Below are 16,340 nucleotides of genomic sequence, written 5' to 3' on the forward strand. Positions count from 1 at the left end.
CACTCACTCGTACTCGATCACACGCATGCCGGTCATGCGGTAGCCCGAAGTCCCCAGATCGGAGGTCTTGCGGTCGACCGTCATCACGCCGCTGACCCACACCGGCACCATGTTCCAATCGGCCTTGATCGGCTTGTCCGGCTTCACCAGGATCAACTGGTTGGCGGGCGGCGGCGGCACGTGGATGCAGGCGCCGAAATACGGCACCAGCAGGAATTCGCGGATGGTCTTGGCGTCGCCTTCCAGCGGCACCACAAAGCCCGGAATGCGCACACGCTTGCCGTTGAAATCGGACACCAGCGGCGCGTTGTCCCAGGCCTCACGCACTTTCTGCATCAGTTCGGCGGCACGCGGATCGGTGTCGTCGAGCTTATCGAGGTTCACGTCGTTGAACAGATCCTCGAAGAGCTTCTCGGGCATCCAGTCCTTGGGAATCAGGTCGTCCCACTCGATTTCCAGATAGCCGTCCACCATCTTGCCGGCCGCCGCGCCGACGCGGTCGCCCACCTGATAGTCGCCCTGCTGCGCCACCGCCGGAGCGGCCGTGATCATCAGGGCAAACAGCAACACCGCCATTTTCTTCATGTCACATCCGTATCGTCATTCCATCCGCCAACGACTGACGGTAAGCCCGAACGCCCGGCACCAGACTGGCCACCAGCGTGGCCACCAGCACGCCACCGAGCAACATCCATTCCGTCGCCGACAATCCGCGCACCGTCAGCAACATGCCGTAGTGCGCCTGCAGCCAAGGGCCCGCAAAGAAGGCTGCAGCCTGCACCACCAACACGCCGAGCAGGCACCCCGCCACGCCGATCACCAGACTTTCCAGCGCCAGCAGCGCAAACACGTGACGCGGGCCGGCCCCCATGGAGCGAAGGATCGCCAGTTCGCGTCTTCGTTCCCCAAGGCTCGCGGTCACCACCGCCACCAGGCCCGCCAAGCCGACCAGCACCACCAGCGCGGAGACCGCCAGCAGCGCACGCTCGGCGATCGCGATGATGCCCCACAACTGCTGCAGCGTCGCGCCCGGCAAGGCCGCGGTGAGCGGTTCGTCAGGGAAGGTGTTGATGTGGCGCTGCACGCGGAACACCGCCACGCGCGACTTCAACCCGACCAGCGCGGCAGTGACCTGCTTGGGCTCCAGATCGAAACGGCGCACCTGTTCAGCCGGAATGTTGAGTCCCGGCATGCGCGCGCCGCCCGACCAGTCCAGATGGATCGCCTCAATGCCTTGCAGGCTGACCAGCACCGAGCGGTCCACCGGCGTGCCGGTGCGCGCGAGCACCCCCACCACCGTGAAGGGCTTGTCGTCATGCTGCGCAAAACTCACTTCGCCCGCGCCGTGTGCGACCACGATGGATTCCCCCACCGCGTAGCCCAGCCGCGCCGCCACTTCCGCCCCGATCACCGCGTCGAACACGCCATCGAAAGGCTTGCCGTCTGCAAAACGCAGCGCGCGATCGTCGCCGTGGCGATAGCGCTCGAAGAACTCCGCCGTGGTGCCGACCACGCGAAAACCGCGGTGCGAATCTCCCAGCGACAGCGGCACCAGCCAATCCACCTGCGGATGTTCGGCAATGCTCTGCAGACTCTTCCACGACACGTTGTTGGTCGCGTCGCCGATGTGGAACACCGAGTACAGCAACAACTGCACCGCACTGCTGCGCGCGCCGACGACCAGATCGGTACCGGAAATGGTCTGCGCGAAGCCTTCGCGTGCGTCCGAACGCAGCCGCTCGACGCCCAGCAGCAAGGCCACCGACAAGGCCACCGAAACAATGGTCAGCACCACCGTCAGGCCGCGGTTGGCGATGCTGCGTCGGGTCAGAAACCACAGCGGGGTCATGCCGCCTCCTGCGCGACACCCGCCCGGTTGATCTCGGGCAGCGCGATGCGGCGTGCAAAACGGGGCGCCAGCCGGGCGTCATGACTGACGAACAGCAGACTTGCCCCGGAAGCCTCGCATTCGGTCAGCAGCAGATCGACGAAGTCACGTTGCCGGTCGGCATCGAGTGCCGAGGTCGGCTCGTCGGCCACGATCAGTCCGGGGCGACCGATCAGGGCACGCGCCGCCGCCACGCGCTGTTGCTGGCCGACCGAAAGCTGTGCGGCGGGACGTTCAAGCAACGCAGCATCCAGATCCAGCCGACCCGCCAGCCGCCGCGCCTCGTCGACGGACGAACCGCTCACACGGGTAGCACGCTCGGCCGAAAACCGGCACGGCAGCAGGATGTTGTCGAGCGCCGAGAGGTAAGGCAGCAGATTGAAGAGCTGGAACACGAAGCCGATATGTGCCGCACGGAAACGGTCGCGGGCCGGTGCGCGCAATTCGCCGAGGTCCTGCCCCAGCACCGCGACGCGCCCCGCATCCGGTGACACCACGCCGCCGATCAGCGACAGCAGCGTGGACTTGCCGCTGCCGCTGGGGCCGTGCAGAAACACGTGCTCTCCGGCCGCGATGACCAGCTGCGGAATCTCCAGGCAAGGCGCGGTTGCGCCTGGCCAGGCAAACACGACGCCGTCGAGGGTGACGGCCGCAGCCGACGTCGTGGCCTCAGTCACAGCGCGAGCTGCGCCTTGGGCGACTCAATGCGCGAGGCCTTCTGGCCGCGCGGACCGGCCGTTTCGGCGCGGAGCACGTGAATCGCGGGGAAAGCCTCAATCACCTTCACCTCGACCGATTCCGGCGCAAGCTTGCAGGCAAACTCCCAAGCCGCATAAGCATCGGCATGGTCGTCCCCGTGCTTGTGGTCATGATCGTGCTTGTGGTCGTGTTTGTGATCATGCTGGTGGTCGTGTCCGTGGTCGTGCTCATCAACACCGGGCAGCTCCAGTTCAACATCCTTGAGCACGCAAGCGGCCGTGGCCGGCAGTGCAAACAGGCGGTCGGGGGCACGCAGCGCTTTTTCCAGATCGGCCATGGCGGCTTTGTCCGCGTCAGAACGTGCAGCATGCTCGAAGCCGACCAGGTTGGCGAGCGGCGAATCGAACTCGACCAGCAGCGTCGAACCTTCAAGCGCCACGCGGAATTCGGCAACACCGTGCTCATGGGCGTGCTGGGCGGACGCGCCGGAGGCCACACCCAGGGCAAGTGCGGCGGCAAGGAAAGAAATGGATGGCTTCACTGCAGTCTCCTGAAGGTAATCACGGCCGGCGGCGCTGGCACATGCTTGCGACCGCCAAAATGCTACAATGTTGCATTCTTTGCCACAAGCCATGCTGACCATGTCCCACGAGCATTCACACCACCACGATCATGCGCATTCGACACCCGCCCTGTCGGTGCTGTCATCCGGCATCGCACTACGCCTGACCGTGGCCGGAATCGCCGGCATCGGGCTGTGGCTGACCCTCTGGTGGGCGCTGGCATGAACGCGCCGGAGACCTTCGCGCTCGCCTGCGACAACCTGACCCTGGGCTACGACCGCCATCCGGCCGTGCACCACCTCGATTGCAGCTTTGCGCGCGGCACCCTGGTTGCCGTGGTCGGGCCCAACGGCGCCGGAAAATCCACGCTGCTCAAGGCGATTGCCGGCGAGCTGGACCCGATCGAAGGCCGCTACCGCCTCGGCGTGCCGCGCGAACGTATCGCTTATCTGCCACAGCGCGGCGAACTCGATCTGGGCTTTCCGGTTTCGGTCTTCGACATGGTGGCCATGGGCCTGTGGCGCCAGATCGGCGCCTTCGGCCGGCTGCGCCCGGCGCAGGCGGCGCAGGTGCGTGCCACGCTGGCACGCGTCGGCCTGTCGGGGCAGGAGCAACGCGCCATTGGCACGCTGTCGGGCGGCCAGTTGCAGCGGGCGCGCTTTGCCCGCCTGATGCTGCAGGACGCCGACCTACTGCTGCTCGACGAGCCCTTCAACGCCATCGACAGCCGCACCACCGAAGATCTGGCCGCAATCATGCAGGAATGGCACGCCGAAGGCCGCAGCATCGTTGCGGTGCTGCACGACTTCGAGCTGGTGCGACGCATCTTCCCGCACTGTCTGCTGCTCGCGCGCGAGCAACTCGGCTTCGGCCCGACGGCCGAGGTGTTGACGCCGGAACTGCTCGCCCGCGCCCGCACACTGGCCGAGTCCTTCGACGAAGACGCACCGGTGTGCCACCGCCACGCGGAGGCCGCGCAGTGATCGATCTGCTCGTAACCCCCTTCGTGGACTTCGAGTTCATGCACCGCGCGCTGGCCGGCTGCCTCGCACTCGCGCTGGGCGCCACGCCGGTGGGCGTATTCCTGCTGCTGCGCCGCATGAGCCTGATGGGCGACGCCATGAGCCACGCCATCCTGCCCGGTGCGGCACTGGGCTACCTGGCCTTCGGCCTGTCGCTGGGCGCCATGACGGTCGGCGGCATTGTCGCCGGTCTGGTGGTGGTGCTGGCCGCGGGGCTCGTGGCGCGCTCGTCCATCCTCAAGGAAGACGCCAGCCTCGCCGCCTTCTACCTGATGTCGCTCGCTGCCGGCGTGCTCATCGTGTCGCTGCGCGGCAAGAACCTCGACCTGCTGCACGTGCTGTTCGGCTCCGTGCTGTCGCTCGACAACGGCTCACTGCTGCTGATCGCCGCCATCACCAGCGTCACGCTGTTCGCGCTCTCGCTGCTGTACCGCCCGCTGGTGCTCGAATGCTTCGATCCCAGCTTCCTGCGCAGCATCGGGCGCTGGAGCCCGGTGGCGCACTACGGTTTTCTCACGCTGGTGGTACTCAACCTCGTCAGCGGCTTTCATGCGCTCGGCACGCTGATGGCGGTCGGCATCATGATCCTGCCGGCGGCGGCCGCACGGCTGTGGGCCAAGACCTTGCCCGCCATGCTGGCCTGCGCCGCAGGGCTGGCCTTTGTCAGCGGCCTGATCGGGCTACTGGCCTCGTTTCACCTCGACGTGCCGGCCGGCCCGGCCATCGTGCTCACCGCCGGTCTGGCGCACGTCGCCTCCATCCTGCTCGCACCGGGCGGCGCTTTCGGCCCAAGGCTCTACCGCCGCCATCACCTCGAAGCCTAATTGCCATGAAGCACGTTCTTGCCTGCCTGCTGCTTGCCTTGAGTTCAACGCTGTACGCCGCCCCGCTGAAGGTGGTGGCGAGCTTCAGCATCCTTGCCGACTTTGCCCGCGAGATCGGCGGCGAACGGGTTTCCGTCACCGCCCTGGTCGGCCACGACGCCGACGCCCACGCCTGGCAGCCGCGCCCATCCGATGCACGCACGGTCATGGAAGCCGACGTGGTGATCGCCAACGGTCTGGGCTTCGACACCTGGATGGAACGGCTCGCGGCCTCGGCCGGCAACCGCAGCGTGGTGCTCGCCGCAGACGGCGTGAAACCGCTGGAACAGCACGATGACCACAGCCATGCCGGACACGACCACGGCCCGGTGGACCCGCATGCATGGCAGAGCGTGACCAATGCGCGCATCTACGCGCGCAACATCGCCACCGCGCTGATCGCCGCCGACGCGGCCGGCGAAGCGCACTACCGCGAGCGGCTGACGCGTTACGACGCCGAGCTTGCCGCGCTCGACACCGCCATCCGCCAGGGCTTCGCCGCGCTGCCGGAAGCCGCGCGCAAGGTCGTCACCTCGCATGACGCCTTCGCCTACTTCGGCGCGACCTACGGCATCCGCTTCCTGTCCGCAGCCGGCGTCGGCAACCGCAGCGAGGTTTCCGCCGCGGCCATGGCGCGCCTGATCCGCCAATTGCGCAAGGAGAAGGTGCCGGTGGTGTTCATCGAGAATGTGAATGACGCGCGTCTGATCGAGCGCATCGGCGCCGAGGGTGGCGCACGGGTTGGCGGCACGCTGTATTCCGACGCCCTGTCCGGGCCGGACGGCCCCGCCGCCAGCTATGTGGCGATGATGCGTCACAACGCCGACACCATCCTCGCCGGCATCCGGCCCTAGGAATCAGAAGAAGACGGTGTGCACCATCTTGGCGGACAGCAGCAGGAAGAACACCGCAAATACCTTTTTCAGCCGCTTCACCGGCATGCGGTGCGCCAGCTTCGCACCCAGCGGTGCGGTCAGCACGCCAGCCACCGCAATGGTGGCCAGCGCCGGCAGGTAGATAAAGCCCACGCTGTGCTCCGGCATGCCCGGCGCATCCAGACCATTGACCAGATAGCCGATGGCACCCGCCACCGCAATCGGCCAGCCGATTGCCGACGAGGTGCCGATGGCGTGCTGCAACCTCACGTTGCACGCCACCATGAACGGAATCGACATCGCTGCGCCGCCAATCGCCACCAGCGACGAGACCCCGCCGATACCGAAGCCCACAGCCGACACGCCCAACTTGCCGGGCAGTTCGCGCGTGGGTTTGGGTTTGACGTCAATCATCATCTGCGCCGACATGAACGCCATGAAGATCGCGAAGAACAGCGCCAACGGCTTGGACGGCACGGCCGCGGCAAAGAAGGTGGTGGCGAACGCCCCGATCATGATGCCCGGCGTAATGCTGCGGAAAATATCCCAGCGCACCGAACCCAGGCGGTGATGTGCGCGCAGGCTGGAGATGGCGGTAATCACCATCACCGCCATCGAAGTGCCCAGCGCCAGATGCACCACGTTGGCCAACGGCACCCCCTGCGCAACGAAGATCGACGTGAGAATCGGCACCATCATGCCGCCCCCGCCAATTCCCAGCAGTCCGGCCAGAAAGCCGGCCACCGCGCCGAGCGCAAGATAGGCCATCCACCACACGTCGAAGCTCATGCATCCATTCCCATCATCTCGCGCGTGATAAAGCGCCACTCTGCAGGCTCGACCGGGGTGATCGACAGCCGGTTGCCGCGGGCCAGTACACGCATGTCTTCCAGTTGCGGCGCTGCCCGCAGTGCGGGCAGGCCGATCAGCGGCGTCTTGGTCACCAGCTCCACGTCGACCAGCACCCAGCGCGGATCTTCGAGCCGCGCCTTGGCATCGTAATACGGACTGGCCGGATCGAACTGCGTCTCATCCGGATACGGCCCGCTCGCAACCCGCACGATGCCGGCAATCCCCGGCTCGGCGCAGCTCGAATGGTAGAAAAAGGCCAGATCGCGGACCTGCATCACGTCGCGCATGAAATTGCGCGCCTGATAGTTGCGCACGCCGAACCACGGCACGCGCTGGCCGGGCAGCTCTGCGAGCATGTCGATGGAGCATTCGTCGGGTTCGGATTTCATCAGCCAGTAAGGCATGGGCTCTCCATAGCTGCGGTCTGCCTACTCACATTCGCGGTGTGCGACCGGAGTACGTAATATCGGCGAACCGACAGGGTGCGAGCAAGCGCGCGTGACTCAACCGTTTGAGCCATGGCTGCATCCGCCCTGCACGGCCAGCGCCTGCCGCGGCGGGTTAGCATGCGCGGGACGCACCTTCAGACGCGCCCAACTGACAGCAGATTGAAGGCGTGGCAGGCATTCTCGAAGCATTCTCCGGGCACTTTCGCTGAAGCAAGAACGCTCGGGTGATTGTTATCGAAGTCTGCAAGCGGAAGGCTGCCCTGCGCCCCGTTCTTCTCGTACAGCTGAATCACGGACAGCCCAAGGTGCTGCATGACCTTGGAGACTGCAATTAAGACCAAAGCGGCCAAGTGCAACTTTCCCGGCGACATACCTTGCAGGCCTGCGAGCAATGCATCCTTGGACTTATGGACATGCGCGCCACCGCCCCGATCAGCAACCGTCCTGATGACCTGACGGATCGTAACTGGCACTGGATGAACTGAGACAATCTGATCAACCCAATGCTCGATTGGAAGCACGAAGCCATTCGTTGAAAGTAGCGGACGGCAATCTTCGATCCCGTTGAAGTAGACGCGCGCCTCGAACGGCATGCAGGAGATGACCAGCTGCCCGGGACCAATCACTGCGAGCGAATTGAGATGCTCCAGTTCGGGCGGGAAAGCACCAGGCGAGTACGACTTCACTGGCTGAAGAGCCTGTAGCTCAAGATTGTCGAACAGCCGTGCAAGCAGTGGCTTGGGGGAGTCGCAAAGCAATATTCGAAGCTGAGTGGAAAGTGCACGGTACATGTAGTGCTCGCCAGCGTAAATGCAGCGCAGAGAAGACTCGATTACTCGAAAGCACTCAATGGCCTCTTCGAATTCCCAAGCGGTAGCCGGCATAGCGAAGCCCCTGAAGCGGAACGCTTAGATTGAGGTACTGCTCGTCGTCGCGCAGTCCATCTCAAATGATAGGTTATCCCACACCCTATAACTCGCTGAGTGACACAGCAACCATGCAACTGACCTCAACGGCGCACAAAAATCCGCTATCCACTTGAAACTCGAAGCGACGGCCACTCTGAGGGCCTCGAAGTCAGGTCTAAACTATGGGCCAGTCGGATAATGACCCGACCCCGATTCATATGGAACAATTGATGCGCACGTTGAGAATACTAGTGATTCGATAAATTGATAGCAATGCTAAGCAGCTGCCGCATGCTTGGACATAAGGTAATTCACGAACCCGGCACATGAAACAAGAAAGTATTTCGCATCTGAAAAATCAAGATTAGCCTCTTCTAGCATGGCGTGCCGTATTCCATTTGCGTCGCTGGTATAACCATAGATGGCTGAAAATCCCCTTCTTAATGCGCCGTGCAGCTGCCCTTTTCTCTCCAGAATCTGTAATGCGTCGCCCAAGGTTGCACTTTTCTTTCCCGTAAGCTCGCACGCTAGACTCTCTACCGCCGAAATTGACTCCTTAATAGAGTTTCGGTAATCGGGGTGGTCTCGGCTCGCAAGATGCTGAAGCGCCTGACGAAGATGAACCTGCACTCCCGCATACGGGCCTGGCTCCAGCGCCTTTTCAATTGCATCCCGCTCTGCGACATCGGTAACAGGGATCAAGCTCCAATCAATGAGCCGAAACCCAGACAGCTCTCGCTCCAGCACTTTATTGAGATCTTCGACTAGCCGCTCATTCTTATACGTAGCGACAATATGCTCAACAAAATCGTACACCTGATACCACTCCGCACCAAAATAGTAATCGCGAATAGCCTTAAGAATCTGATGCCCATAGGCCGGCCGTCCATCAACGCGGCGCTTAAAGAAGTTAGCCCATAATTCGCGACTGAACGCCTCGATATCTCCTTTACCAACACCATTCCTGGAGGTAAGAAATCCTCCCCGACTAAAATAGTGCCTATCCAAGCAATTCCAGAGTGAATGCCGCAGAGCTTCTGACATACCTTCCGTTTGAATGGCATCCGCTACTACAACCAACCCCATGCGTTCGCTGAATTTCACGCATCACACTCCGTAAATAAAGTTTATCGAACGTCTTCCGCCGACACACAACCAACGCCAATCAAGTTATATAGGAATGCCTAGCATAGCGAAAGCCGTACGTCATAGGCAACGCTGTTAATCGACTCTTAATGGCTTCAGGAGTGCATAGAAGACACCAGCGGCGGGTAACTCAAATGAACGATGCCCGAGCGGCGGCCCCCACACTCATCGGTTACGACGCCTGAAGCCACTCTCCGAAGCAGTCAGTCGGTGCTACAGTTCGTAACACCCCTGCACCCACCACCGGAGACCTCGGCTTGGACAAGATCGTCATCCTGTTCCTGTTCGGTGCCCTACTGTTCGCGTCGCCGTGGGTGCATTGGTGGGCATCGGGCAGCTTGCCCTGGTACGTGCCCTATCTGCTGTGGGCGCTGGTCATCGCCCTGATTGCCGTGGTGCAGCGCCGTGACCAGTGAGATCGGCACCCTCTATGCGGTGGGTGTGGCGTATCTGGCGCTGCTGTTCTTCATTGCCCACGCCACGGACAACCGCTGGCTGCCGGACAAGCTGGTGCGGCATCCGATGGTGTATGCGCTGGCGCTGGGGGTGTATGCGACGTCGTGGAGCTTTTACGGCAGCGTGGGGTTTGCGCAGTCGCAGGGCTACAACTTCCTGACCATCTATCTGGGCGTGACGCTGGCCTTTGTGCTGGCGCCGTTGATGCTGGCGCCGTTGTTGCGACTGGTGCGCGAGCACCAGCTCACGTCGATTGCCGACCTGTTTGCCTTCCGTTACCCGAGCCCGTGGACGGGCACGCTGGTGACGCTGTTCATGCTGGTCGGGGTGTTGCCCTACATCGCACTGCAGATCAAGGCGGTGGCGGAGTCGGTGGCGATCATCACGCAGGAAGCTCCGCCGCATCTGCTGGCGCTGGGCTTCTGCGCCACGCTGAGCCTGTTTGCCATTCTGTTCGGAGCACGCCACGTCACGCCGCGCGAGAAGCACGAAGGGTTGGTGGTGGCGATTGCGTTTGAGTCGGTGATCAAGCTGTTCGCGCTGCTGGCAGTGGGCGCGCTGGCGCTGTTCGGCGTGTTTGGCGGTTTCGGGGGTTTGAGCCGCTGGCTGGAACTCAACCCGCAGGCGGTGCAGGCGCTTTACGAGCCGGTGCGCGAGGGGCCGTGGTTTACCTTCATCCTGCTGGCCTTCACGGCCGGCTTTTTGCTGCCACGCCAGTTTCACATGCTGTTTGTGGAGAACATCGAGCCGCGCGCGCTGAAGACTGCGGCGTGGGCGTTTCCGGCTTTTCTGCTGCTGCTCAATCTGCCGATTCCGCTGATCCTGTGGGCCGGCTCGGCGAGCGCACTGGAAACACCGCCGGACTATTACGTGCTGGGTCTGGCGGCCGAGCACGGCTCACGCCTGCTGACGCTGTCGACCTTTGTCGGCGGGGTGTCTGCAGCCAGCGCGATGATGATCGTGACCACGCTGGCACTGGCCGGCATGGTGATGAACCACCTCATTCTTCCTGCGCATTTCCGCCAGCAGACCTTTCCGCAGGACGACCTCTACAACTGGCTGCTGTGGGGCCGGCGCACGCTGATCGTGGTGATCATTGCGCTCGGCTACGGCTTCTACCGGCTGCTGGAGGTGCATCAGGGGCTGGTGCAGATCGGGCTGATCTCGTTCGTGGCGGTGACGCAGTTCCTGCCCGGTCTGGCCGGCATGCTGCTGTGGCCGCGCGCCACCACGTTTGGCTTCATCACCGGGCTGGTGGGCGGCATCACGGTATGGAGCCTGTCGCTGATCATTCCGCTGCTGCACCAGTCGGGCCTGCCGGTGACGGGCTTCAACCTGCAGGACTGGGTGGGCGCGGGCGATCAGGACCGCTGGACCTTCTCGACCTTTTGGTCGCTGTCGATCAACGGCGCACTGTTCGTGGCGGCATCCTTGCTGACGCGTCCGTCGGTGCGCGAGGTGACGGCTGCCGCCGCGGCACGCCCGCGCGACAACATCAGCGACGCGCCGCCCATCGTGCCGGAGGCGCGCAGCGTGGGCGAATTCGAGGAACGGCTGGCGCAGGCCGTGGGGCCGCAGACCGCAAAGGTTGAACTGGAGCGCGCCCTGCTTGATCTGGGCATGGATCACGAGACCTCGCGGCCTGCCGATCTGGGGCGATTGCGCGAGCGGCTGGAGCGCAACCTCTCGGGCCTGATCGGCGCGCAGCTCTCGCGCATGATCGTCGACAACCGGCTGCAAGTCGCCCCGCCCGCCCGCCGCGCGCTGGCCGACAGCCTGCGCTTTGTCGAGGCGCGGCTGGAGCATTCCAACGTGCGCCTGCAAGGTCTGGCGGCCGAACTGGACACGCTGCGCCGCTACCACCGCGAAGTGCTCAACGAGTTGCCGCTGGGCGTGTGCTCGCTCACCCCGGAGGGCGAGATCCTGATCTGGAACACGGCCATGGCGCGCATCTCGGGCATTGCCGGGCTCGACGCGCTGGGGCGACGCATCGACCAGCTTGATGCGCCTTGGGAAGGGGTGCTGGGCGCCTTCGTGCGCGGCGAAGACAGCCACCTCTACAAGCAGCAGTGCAGCGTGCGCGGGCTCAACCGCTGGATCAACCTGCACAAGGCGGCCATCGACTCGGGCGAGTTCGACGCCGCCAGTGCCGACGGCACGGTGCTGCTGGTGGAAGACCTGACCGAACTGCATGTGCTGGAGAGCGAGGTCGCGCATAACGACCGGCTGGCCTCGATCGGACGGCTGGCGGCGGGCGTGGCCCACGAGATCGGCAACCCGCTGACGGGCATTGCGTCACTCGCGCAGAACCTGCATTTCGAAACCGACCCGGCCGAGCAGGAAACGGCGATCAAGCAGATCCTGATTCAGACGCGGCGCATCAATGACATCGTGCAGTCGCTGGTGACCTTCAGCCATGCGGGCAACGACCCGTCGGCCGCGCGTCAGGCGGTGGACCTGCGCGAATGCGTGGATGAAGCGGTCCACCTGGTACAGCTCGGCCGCGAAGGGCGCGGCATTGAGTGCTGCAACCAGGTCTCTGCCGGGCTGGCCGTGCATGGCAATTCACAGCGATTGCTGCAGGTCTTCGTCAATCTGCTGTCGAATGCCATCCACGCGTCGGAGGGTGGCAGCCGGGTATGCATCACCGCAAGGCAGGACGGCGCGGACATCGAGGTTGCGGTCGAAGACGAAGGCCACGGCATCCCGCCGGCGCTGCTCGAACGCATTTTTGAACCCTTCTTCACCACCAAGCCGCCGGGCCAGGGCACGGGGCTGGGGCTGTCGGTGGTGTACAGCATCATCGAGGAACATGGCGGCACGGTGGCCGCCAGCAACCGGCCGCCTCGCGGCACGCGCTTTGAACTGCGCCTGCCAGCCGCGGCCGACGACACGCAACACACGGGGGATTCCACCGCATGAACCGCATTCTCATCGTCGATGACGAGGACGTGATCCGCAGGGCGCTGCGGCGCCTGCTCGAACGCGAAGGCTATGCCACGGCCGAGGCCGGCCGTCTCGACGAGGCGCGCCGCATGTGCATCGCCGACAGCTTCGATCTGGTCATCTGCGACCTGCGACTGCCCGATGGCGACGGCATGGAGCTGCTGCCCGACTGCGCGGACACGCCGGTGCTGATCATGACCAGCTTTGCCAGCGTGCGTTCGGCGGTCGAGGCCATGCGCCAGGGCGCGGCCGACTACATCGCCAAGCCCTTTGATCACGACGAGATGCTCGTCATCGTGGCGCGCCTGCTCAAGCAGCGTGTGCTCGAACGCGACAACGCGCACCTGCGCAAGGACCTCGCGCAGGTCTACCCGATCGAGGGCATGGTCGGCCGCTCGTCGCCCATGGCCAAAGTGTGCGAGACGCTGGCGCGCGTGGCGCCGACCGACACCACGGTGCTGATCCGTGGCGAGTCCGGCACCGGCAAGGAGCTGGTGGCGCGTGCGCTGCACGCCAAGAGCCCGCGCGCCGACGTGCCGCTGGTGTCGGTGAACTGCGCGAGCATCCCCGAAACCCTGCTCGAATCCGAACTCTTCGGCCACGAAAAAGGCGCCTTCACCGGCGCCACCGCCAGCCACCGCGGCCTGATTGAAGCGGCCGACAGCGGCACGCTGTTTCTCGACGAGATCGGCGAGCTGACCAGCGCCGCGCAATCACGCCTGTTGCGCGTGCTGCAGGACGGCGAGATCCGCCGCGTCGGCGCCACCACCAGCCGGCGTGTGGATGTGCGACTGGTGGCAGCAACCCACCGCGACCTGGAGCAGATGGTGCGCGACGGGCGCTTCCGCGAAGACCTGTATTACCGGCTGGAAGTCGTGCAGATCCACCTGCCGCCGCTGCGCGAGCGTGGCGACGACATTCCGCTGCTGGCCGAATTCCTGCTCGACGAGGCCTGCAACCGCGTCAAACGCCAGAAGCTGCGCTTCACGCCCGAGGCCATGCAGGCGCTGCAGCGCCACACCTGGCCAGGCAATGTGCGCGAGCTGCGCAACGCCATCGAACGCGCGGTGATTCTGGCCGACGACCGCATCACGGCCGAGCTGCTGGCCCTGCAGCCGCACACCGATGCGCGGGGCGAAACGCGCGAGCTGAGTCTGGACGATTACTTCCAGCGGTTCGTGATCGAACACCAGGGCTCGCTGACCGAAACCGAGCTGGCCCGACGACTCGGCATCAGCCGGAAGGCGCTGTGGGAGCGGCGCGCACGCATGGGCATTCCGCGACCGCGGGCGGAATCCCGCTAAGCCGCTTCCGTAGCGGCTTTCAGCTTTCTTACGCGAGCTTTCAGACTTCTTACATTGCATAAAACGGGCGTTACCCCGGGTAACAGGTGTTACCCAAGGTAACGTCCGTTTCGACCCCCGCAGGCCTACATCCCCCGGCCTGCAACCCTCCTTGTTTTGGCATGCGCCTTGCTCATGTTTCCGGTAGCGCCGGAATACACGTGCGCGCAACAAACCATCAAAGGAGGATCACCCGTGACTGAACTCACCGCAGAGAATCGCGTTGCGCACTGGCGGCGTACGCGAAACCTGATGATCGGACACCTCAGTGTCTGGTTCGTCTTCGCCTACGGCGTACATCTGTTTGCCTTCCAGCTCAACAGCATCAACTTCTTTGGCTGGCCGCTCGGCTACTACTTCGCCGCGCAGGGCTCGCTGATCGTGTTCGTGGTGCAGCTGTTCCTGTTCAACAAGCAACAGCACGCGATCGACGTCGAGTTCGGCGTAGACGAAGAAGAATAAGGGGGACCGATCATGGGTATGCAATGGGAAGGAAAGTCCTTCATCGACAATCTCCCGAAGATCTACGGTATCTACACGGGTGGTTTTTTCGCGTTCTTCGCGCTGATGGCATGGCTGGAAACCATGGGCGTAGGTGCCGACACCATCGGCATCCTGTTCGTGGCCTTCACGATCGTGATCTATGCCTTCATCGGCATCCTTTCACGAACGATGGAGGTCGGCGCGTACTACGTCGCCGGCCGTTCCGTACCGCCGGTGTTCAACGGCATGGCCACTGCGGCGGACTGGATGTCCGGCGCGTCCTTCGTAGCCATGGCGGGCGGCATCTTCATGTCCGGTCACGCCTACATGGCGTTCATCGTGGGCTGGACGGGCGGCTACATCCTCGTCGCAACGCTGATGGCGCCGTACCTGCGCAAGTTCGGCTGCTACACGGTGCCTGACTTCATCGGTACGCGTTACGGCGGCAAGGCCACGCGCTTCATGGCCATCGTGGTGCTGGTGGTTGCGTCCTTCACGTACGTGACCGCGCAGATCACCGCTACCGGCACGATCGCGGCACGCGCCTTCCAGATTCCGTTCGAGGCCGGTGTGTGGTTCGGTCTGGCCGGCATCCTGGTGTGCTCGATGCTCGGCGGCATGCGTGCGGTGACCTGGACCCAGGTTGCGCAGTACATCGTGCTGATCTTTGCCTACCTCATCCCGATCTTCTGGATGTCCGGTTCGCAGGGCTTCGGCTGGTTCCCGCAGCTGGCTTATGGCGGCGCTGTAGAGCGCATCATGGAGCTGGAGCCGGTGATCGGCATTGGCACCAAGGCCGCAGAAGCCGTGCCGGGCCTGTCGGTGCTGACGGCACTGCACGCCACCCCGGCCGAAAGTGGCCTGGCTGCCTGGAAGTTCGTGACCCTGGTCGCGTGCATGATGATCGGTACCGCTTCGCTGCCGCACATCCTGATGCGCTACTTCACCACCCCGTCTGTGCGTGCTGCGCGCAACTCGGTGGCCTGGTCGCTGTTCTTCATCTTCCTGCTGTACTTCTCGGCTCCGGCCCTGGCTACCTTCAGCAAGCTGCAACTGATCGACCCGAACCTCGCCACCTCCATCATCGGTGACAAGATCGAAACGGTCATGACGCTGGAGTGGATCCAGAAGTGGGGCGCGATCGGCATGATCGCAATCCGTGACAGCAACGCTGACGGCATCCTGCAGATCAACGAGTTCTTCCTGAACCCGGACATCATCGTGCTCGCAACGCCGGAAATCGCCGGCCTGCCGTACGTGATCTCGGGCCTCGTTGCTGCCGGTGGTATGGCTGCCGCAATGTCCACCGCTGACGGCCTGCTGCTGGCCATGGCCAATGCCCTGTCGCATGACCTGTACTACAAGATCATCGACCCGAAGGCGGAGACCAAGAAGCGTCTGCTGACCGCTCGCATCCTGCTGCTGATCATCGGTGCAGGCGGCGCGCTGGTGGCCTCGATGAAGCTGACCGGCATTCTGGGCGCAGTGGCCTGGGCCTTCTGCTTCGCGATGTCCGGCCTGTTCTTCCCGCTGGTGCTTGGCGTGTGGTGGAAGCGTGCCAACCGCGCAGGCGCACTGGCTGGCATGATCGTGGGTCTGGGTGTCGGCTGGTGGTACCTGATCGCTGTGCGCAGCGGCATGGACCCGTGGCTCGGCCTCGACCACCTGCGTTTCGGCATCGTCGGCATCACCGCCAGCCTCGTCGCAATGGTCGTGGTAAGCTTGCTCACGCCCGCGCCGGACGAGGAAATCCAGCGCATGGTCGATGAGGTTCGCATCCCGAAAGGCGCGACCATCATCTCCAGCTCTTGATGAGTACGTGGTGAAATGATCAAGCCGGGGCGAGG

General features: G+C 63.9%; 17 protein-coding genes. 9 read left to right on the top strand and 8 right to left on the bottom strand.

Features of this window, described 5'->3' with window-relative positions; genetic code table 11:
* Positions 1–3: 3 nt before the first annotated feature.
* The 4 genes from AC6H0R_RS12675 to AC6H0R_RS12690 are packed head-to-tail and all read right to left on the bottom strand — an operon-like array spanning position 4 to position 3,128.
* On the bottom strand, positions 4–585 hold the full coding sequence (locus AC6H0R_RS12675; protein WP_497581718.1) for a DUF3299 domain-containing protein: 582 nt from the start codon (positions 583–585) through the stop codon (positions 4–6).
* A 1-nt stretch (position 586) separates the two neighbouring features.
* A complete protein-coding gene (locus AC6H0R_RS12680; protein WP_497581719.1) occupies positions 587–1,849 on the bottom strand; it encodes an ABC transporter permease in 1,263 nt (420 codons plus the stop codon).
* Entirely contained in the window at positions 1,846–2,565 is a 720-nt protein-coding gene (locus AC6H0R_RS12685) for an ABC transporter ATP-binding protein (protein ID WP_497581720.1), read from the bottom strand. Before AC6H0R_RS12685 ends, AC6H0R_RS12680 begins: the two co-directional genes overlap by 4 nt.
* Positions 2,562–3,128, bottom strand: a complete 567-nt coding sequence (locus AC6H0R_RS12690) for a ZrgA family zinc uptake protein (protein ID WP_497581721.1) — start codon at positions 3,126–3,128, stop codon at positions 2,562–2,564. The genes AC6H0R_RS12685 and AC6H0R_RS12690 overlap by 4 nt, the downstream gene beginning before the upstream one ends.
* 91 nt (positions 3,129–3,219) lie before the next feature.
* Here AC6H0R_RS12690 and AC6H0R_RS12695 point away from each other — a divergent pair, with 91 nt between their 5' ends.
* From AC6H0R_RS12695 to AC6H0R_RS12710, 4 genes are read left to right on the top strand one after another with little or no spacing between them, the layout of a single operon-like run.
* The gene (locus AC6H0R_RS12695; RefSeq protein WP_497581722.1) at positions 3,220–3,375 is read left to right on the top strand and encodes a hypothetical protein; all 156 of its coding nucleotides are present in this window, start codon (positions 3,220–3,222) and stop codon (positions 3,373–3,375) included.
* Positions 3,372–4,133, top strand: coding sequence for a metal ABC transporter ATP-binding protein (locus AC6H0R_RS12700; protein WP_497581723.1), 762 nt, complete (start codon positions 3,372–3,374; stop codon positions 4,131–4,133). The genes AC6H0R_RS12695 and AC6H0R_RS12700 overlap by 4 nt, the downstream gene beginning before the upstream one ends.
* Positions 4,130–4,996, top strand: a complete 867-nt coding sequence (locus AC6H0R_RS12705; protein ID WP_497581724.1) for a metal ABC transporter permease — start codon at positions 4,130–4,132, stop codon at positions 4,994–4,996. Before AC6H0R_RS12700 ends, AC6H0R_RS12705 begins: the two co-directional genes overlap by 4 nt.
* Before the next feature lie 5 nt (positions 4,997–5,001).
* Positions 5,002–5,889 (top strand): metal ABC transporter solute-binding protein, Zn/Mn family, encoded by an 888-nt coding sequence (locus AC6H0R_RS12710; RefSeq protein ID WP_497581725.1) that lies wholly within the window; start codon positions 5,002–5,004, stop codon positions 5,887–5,889.
* 3 nt (positions 5,890–5,892) lie between these two features.
* Here AC6H0R_RS12710 and AC6H0R_RS12715 read toward each other — a convergent pair whose 3' ends face one another.
* From AC6H0R_RS12715 to AC6H0R_RS12730, 4 genes are all read right to left on the bottom strand, one after another.
* A complete protein-coding gene (locus AC6H0R_RS12715; protein ID WP_497581726.1) occupies positions 5,893–6,699 on the bottom strand; it encodes a sulfite exporter TauE/SafE family protein in 807 nt (268 codons plus the stop codon).
* Entirely contained in the window at positions 6,696–7,166 is a 471-nt protein-coding gene (locus tag AC6H0R_RS12720) for an EVE domain-containing protein (RefSeq protein WP_497581727.1), read from the bottom strand. The genes AC6H0R_RS12715 and AC6H0R_RS12720 overlap by 4 nt, the downstream gene beginning before the upstream one ends.
* A gap of 179 nt (positions 7,167–7,345) precedes the next feature.
* Positions 7,346–8,002: a hypothetical protein gene (locus AC6H0R_RS12725; RefSeq protein WP_497581728.1), complete on the bottom strand. Its 657-nt coding sequence runs from the start codon at positions 8,000–8,002 to the stop codon at positions 7,346–7,348.
* A gap of 393 nt (positions 8,003–8,395) precedes the next feature.
* A complete protein-coding gene (locus tag AC6H0R_RS12730; RefSeq protein ID WP_497581729.1) occupies positions 8,396–9,223 on the bottom strand; it encodes an AbiJ-NTD4 domain-containing protein in 828 nt (275 codons plus the stop codon).
* A gap of 299 nt (positions 9,224–9,522) precedes the next feature.
* Between AC6H0R_RS12730 and AC6H0R_RS12735 the strand changes: the two genes are divergently transcribed.
* From AC6H0R_RS12735 to AC6H0R_RS12755, 5 genes are all read left to right on the top strand, one after another.
* Positions 9,523–9,681, top strand: a complete 159-nt coding sequence (locus tag AC6H0R_RS12735) for a hypothetical protein (RefSeq protein WP_497581730.1) — start codon at positions 9,523–9,525, stop codon at positions 9,679–9,681.
* Positions 9,671–12,643, top strand: a complete 2,973-nt coding sequence (locus tag AC6H0R_RS12740; RefSeq protein ID WP_497581731.1) for an ATP-binding protein — start codon at positions 9,671–9,673, stop codon at positions 12,641–12,643. The genes AC6H0R_RS12735 and AC6H0R_RS12740 overlap by 11 nt, the downstream gene beginning before the upstream one ends.
* Entirely contained in the window at positions 12,640–13,971 is a 1,332-nt protein-coding gene (locus AC6H0R_RS12745; protein ID WP_497581732.1) for a sigma-54-dependent transcriptional regulator, read from the top strand. Before AC6H0R_RS12740 ends, AC6H0R_RS12745 begins: the two co-directional genes overlap by 4 nt.
* 234 nt (positions 13,972–14,205) lie before the next feature.
* Positions 14,206–14,472: a DUF4212 domain-containing protein gene (locus tag AC6H0R_RS12750; RefSeq protein WP_497581733.1), complete on the top strand. Its 267-nt coding sequence runs from the start codon at positions 14,206–14,208 to the stop codon at positions 14,470–14,472.
* 12 nt (positions 14,473–14,484) lie between these two features.
* Positions 14,485–16,305 (top strand): sodium:solute symporter family protein, encoded by a 1,821-nt coding sequence (locus AC6H0R_RS12755; RefSeq protein WP_497581734.1) that lies wholly within the window; start codon positions 14,485–14,487, stop codon positions 16,303–16,305.
* The last annotated feature ends 35 nt before the right edge of the window (positions 16,306–16,340 follow it).

The sequence above is a fragment of the Pseudazoarcus sp. NS36 genome (assembly GCF_059703705.1).

What these genes read in the sequence shown, in the direction of transcription:
- AC6H0R_RS12675 (WP_497581718.1), bottom strand. Translation starts at nt 585, where the DNA reads ATGAAGAAAATGGCGGTGTTGCTGTTTGCCCTGATGATCACGGCCGCT.
- AC6H0R_RS12680 (WP_497581719.1), bottom strand. Translation starts at nt 1,849, where the DNA reads ATGACCCCGCTGTGGTTTCTGACCCGACGCAGCATCGCCAACCGCGGC.
- AC6H0R_RS12695 (WP_497581722.1), top strand. Translation starts at nt 3,220, where the DNA reads ATGCTGACCATGTCCCACGAGCATTCACACCACCACGATCATGCGCAT.
- AC6H0R_RS12700 (WP_497581723.1), top strand. Translation starts at nt 3,372, where the DNA reads ATGAACGCGCCGGAGACCTTCGCGCTCGCCTGCGACAACCTGACCCTG.
- AC6H0R_RS12710 (WP_497581725.1), top strand. Translation starts at nt 5,002, where the DNA reads ATGAAGCACGTTCTTGCCTGCCTGCTGCTTGCCTTGAGTTCAACGCTG.
- AC6H0R_RS12715 (WP_497581726.1), bottom strand. Translation starts at nt 6,699, where the DNA reads ATGAGCTTCGACGTGTGGTGGATGGCCTATCTTGCGCTCGGCGCGGTG.
- AC6H0R_RS12720 (WP_497581727.1), bottom strand. Translation starts at nt 7,166, where the DNA reads ATGCCTTACTGGCTGATGAAATCCGAACCCGACGAATGCTCCATCGAC.
- AC6H0R_RS12725 (WP_497581728.1), bottom strand. Translation starts at nt 8,002, where the DNA reads ATGTACCGTGCACTTTCCACTCAGCTTCGAATATTGCTTTGCGACTCC.
- AC6H0R_RS12745 (WP_497581732.1), top strand. Translation starts at nt 12,640, where the DNA reads ATGAACCGCATTCTCATCGTCGATGACGAGGACGTGATCCGCAGGGCG.
- AC6H0R_RS12755 (WP_497581734.1), top strand. Translation starts at nt 14,485, where the DNA reads ATGGGTATGCAATGGGAAGGAAAGTCCTTCATCGACAATCTCCCGAAG.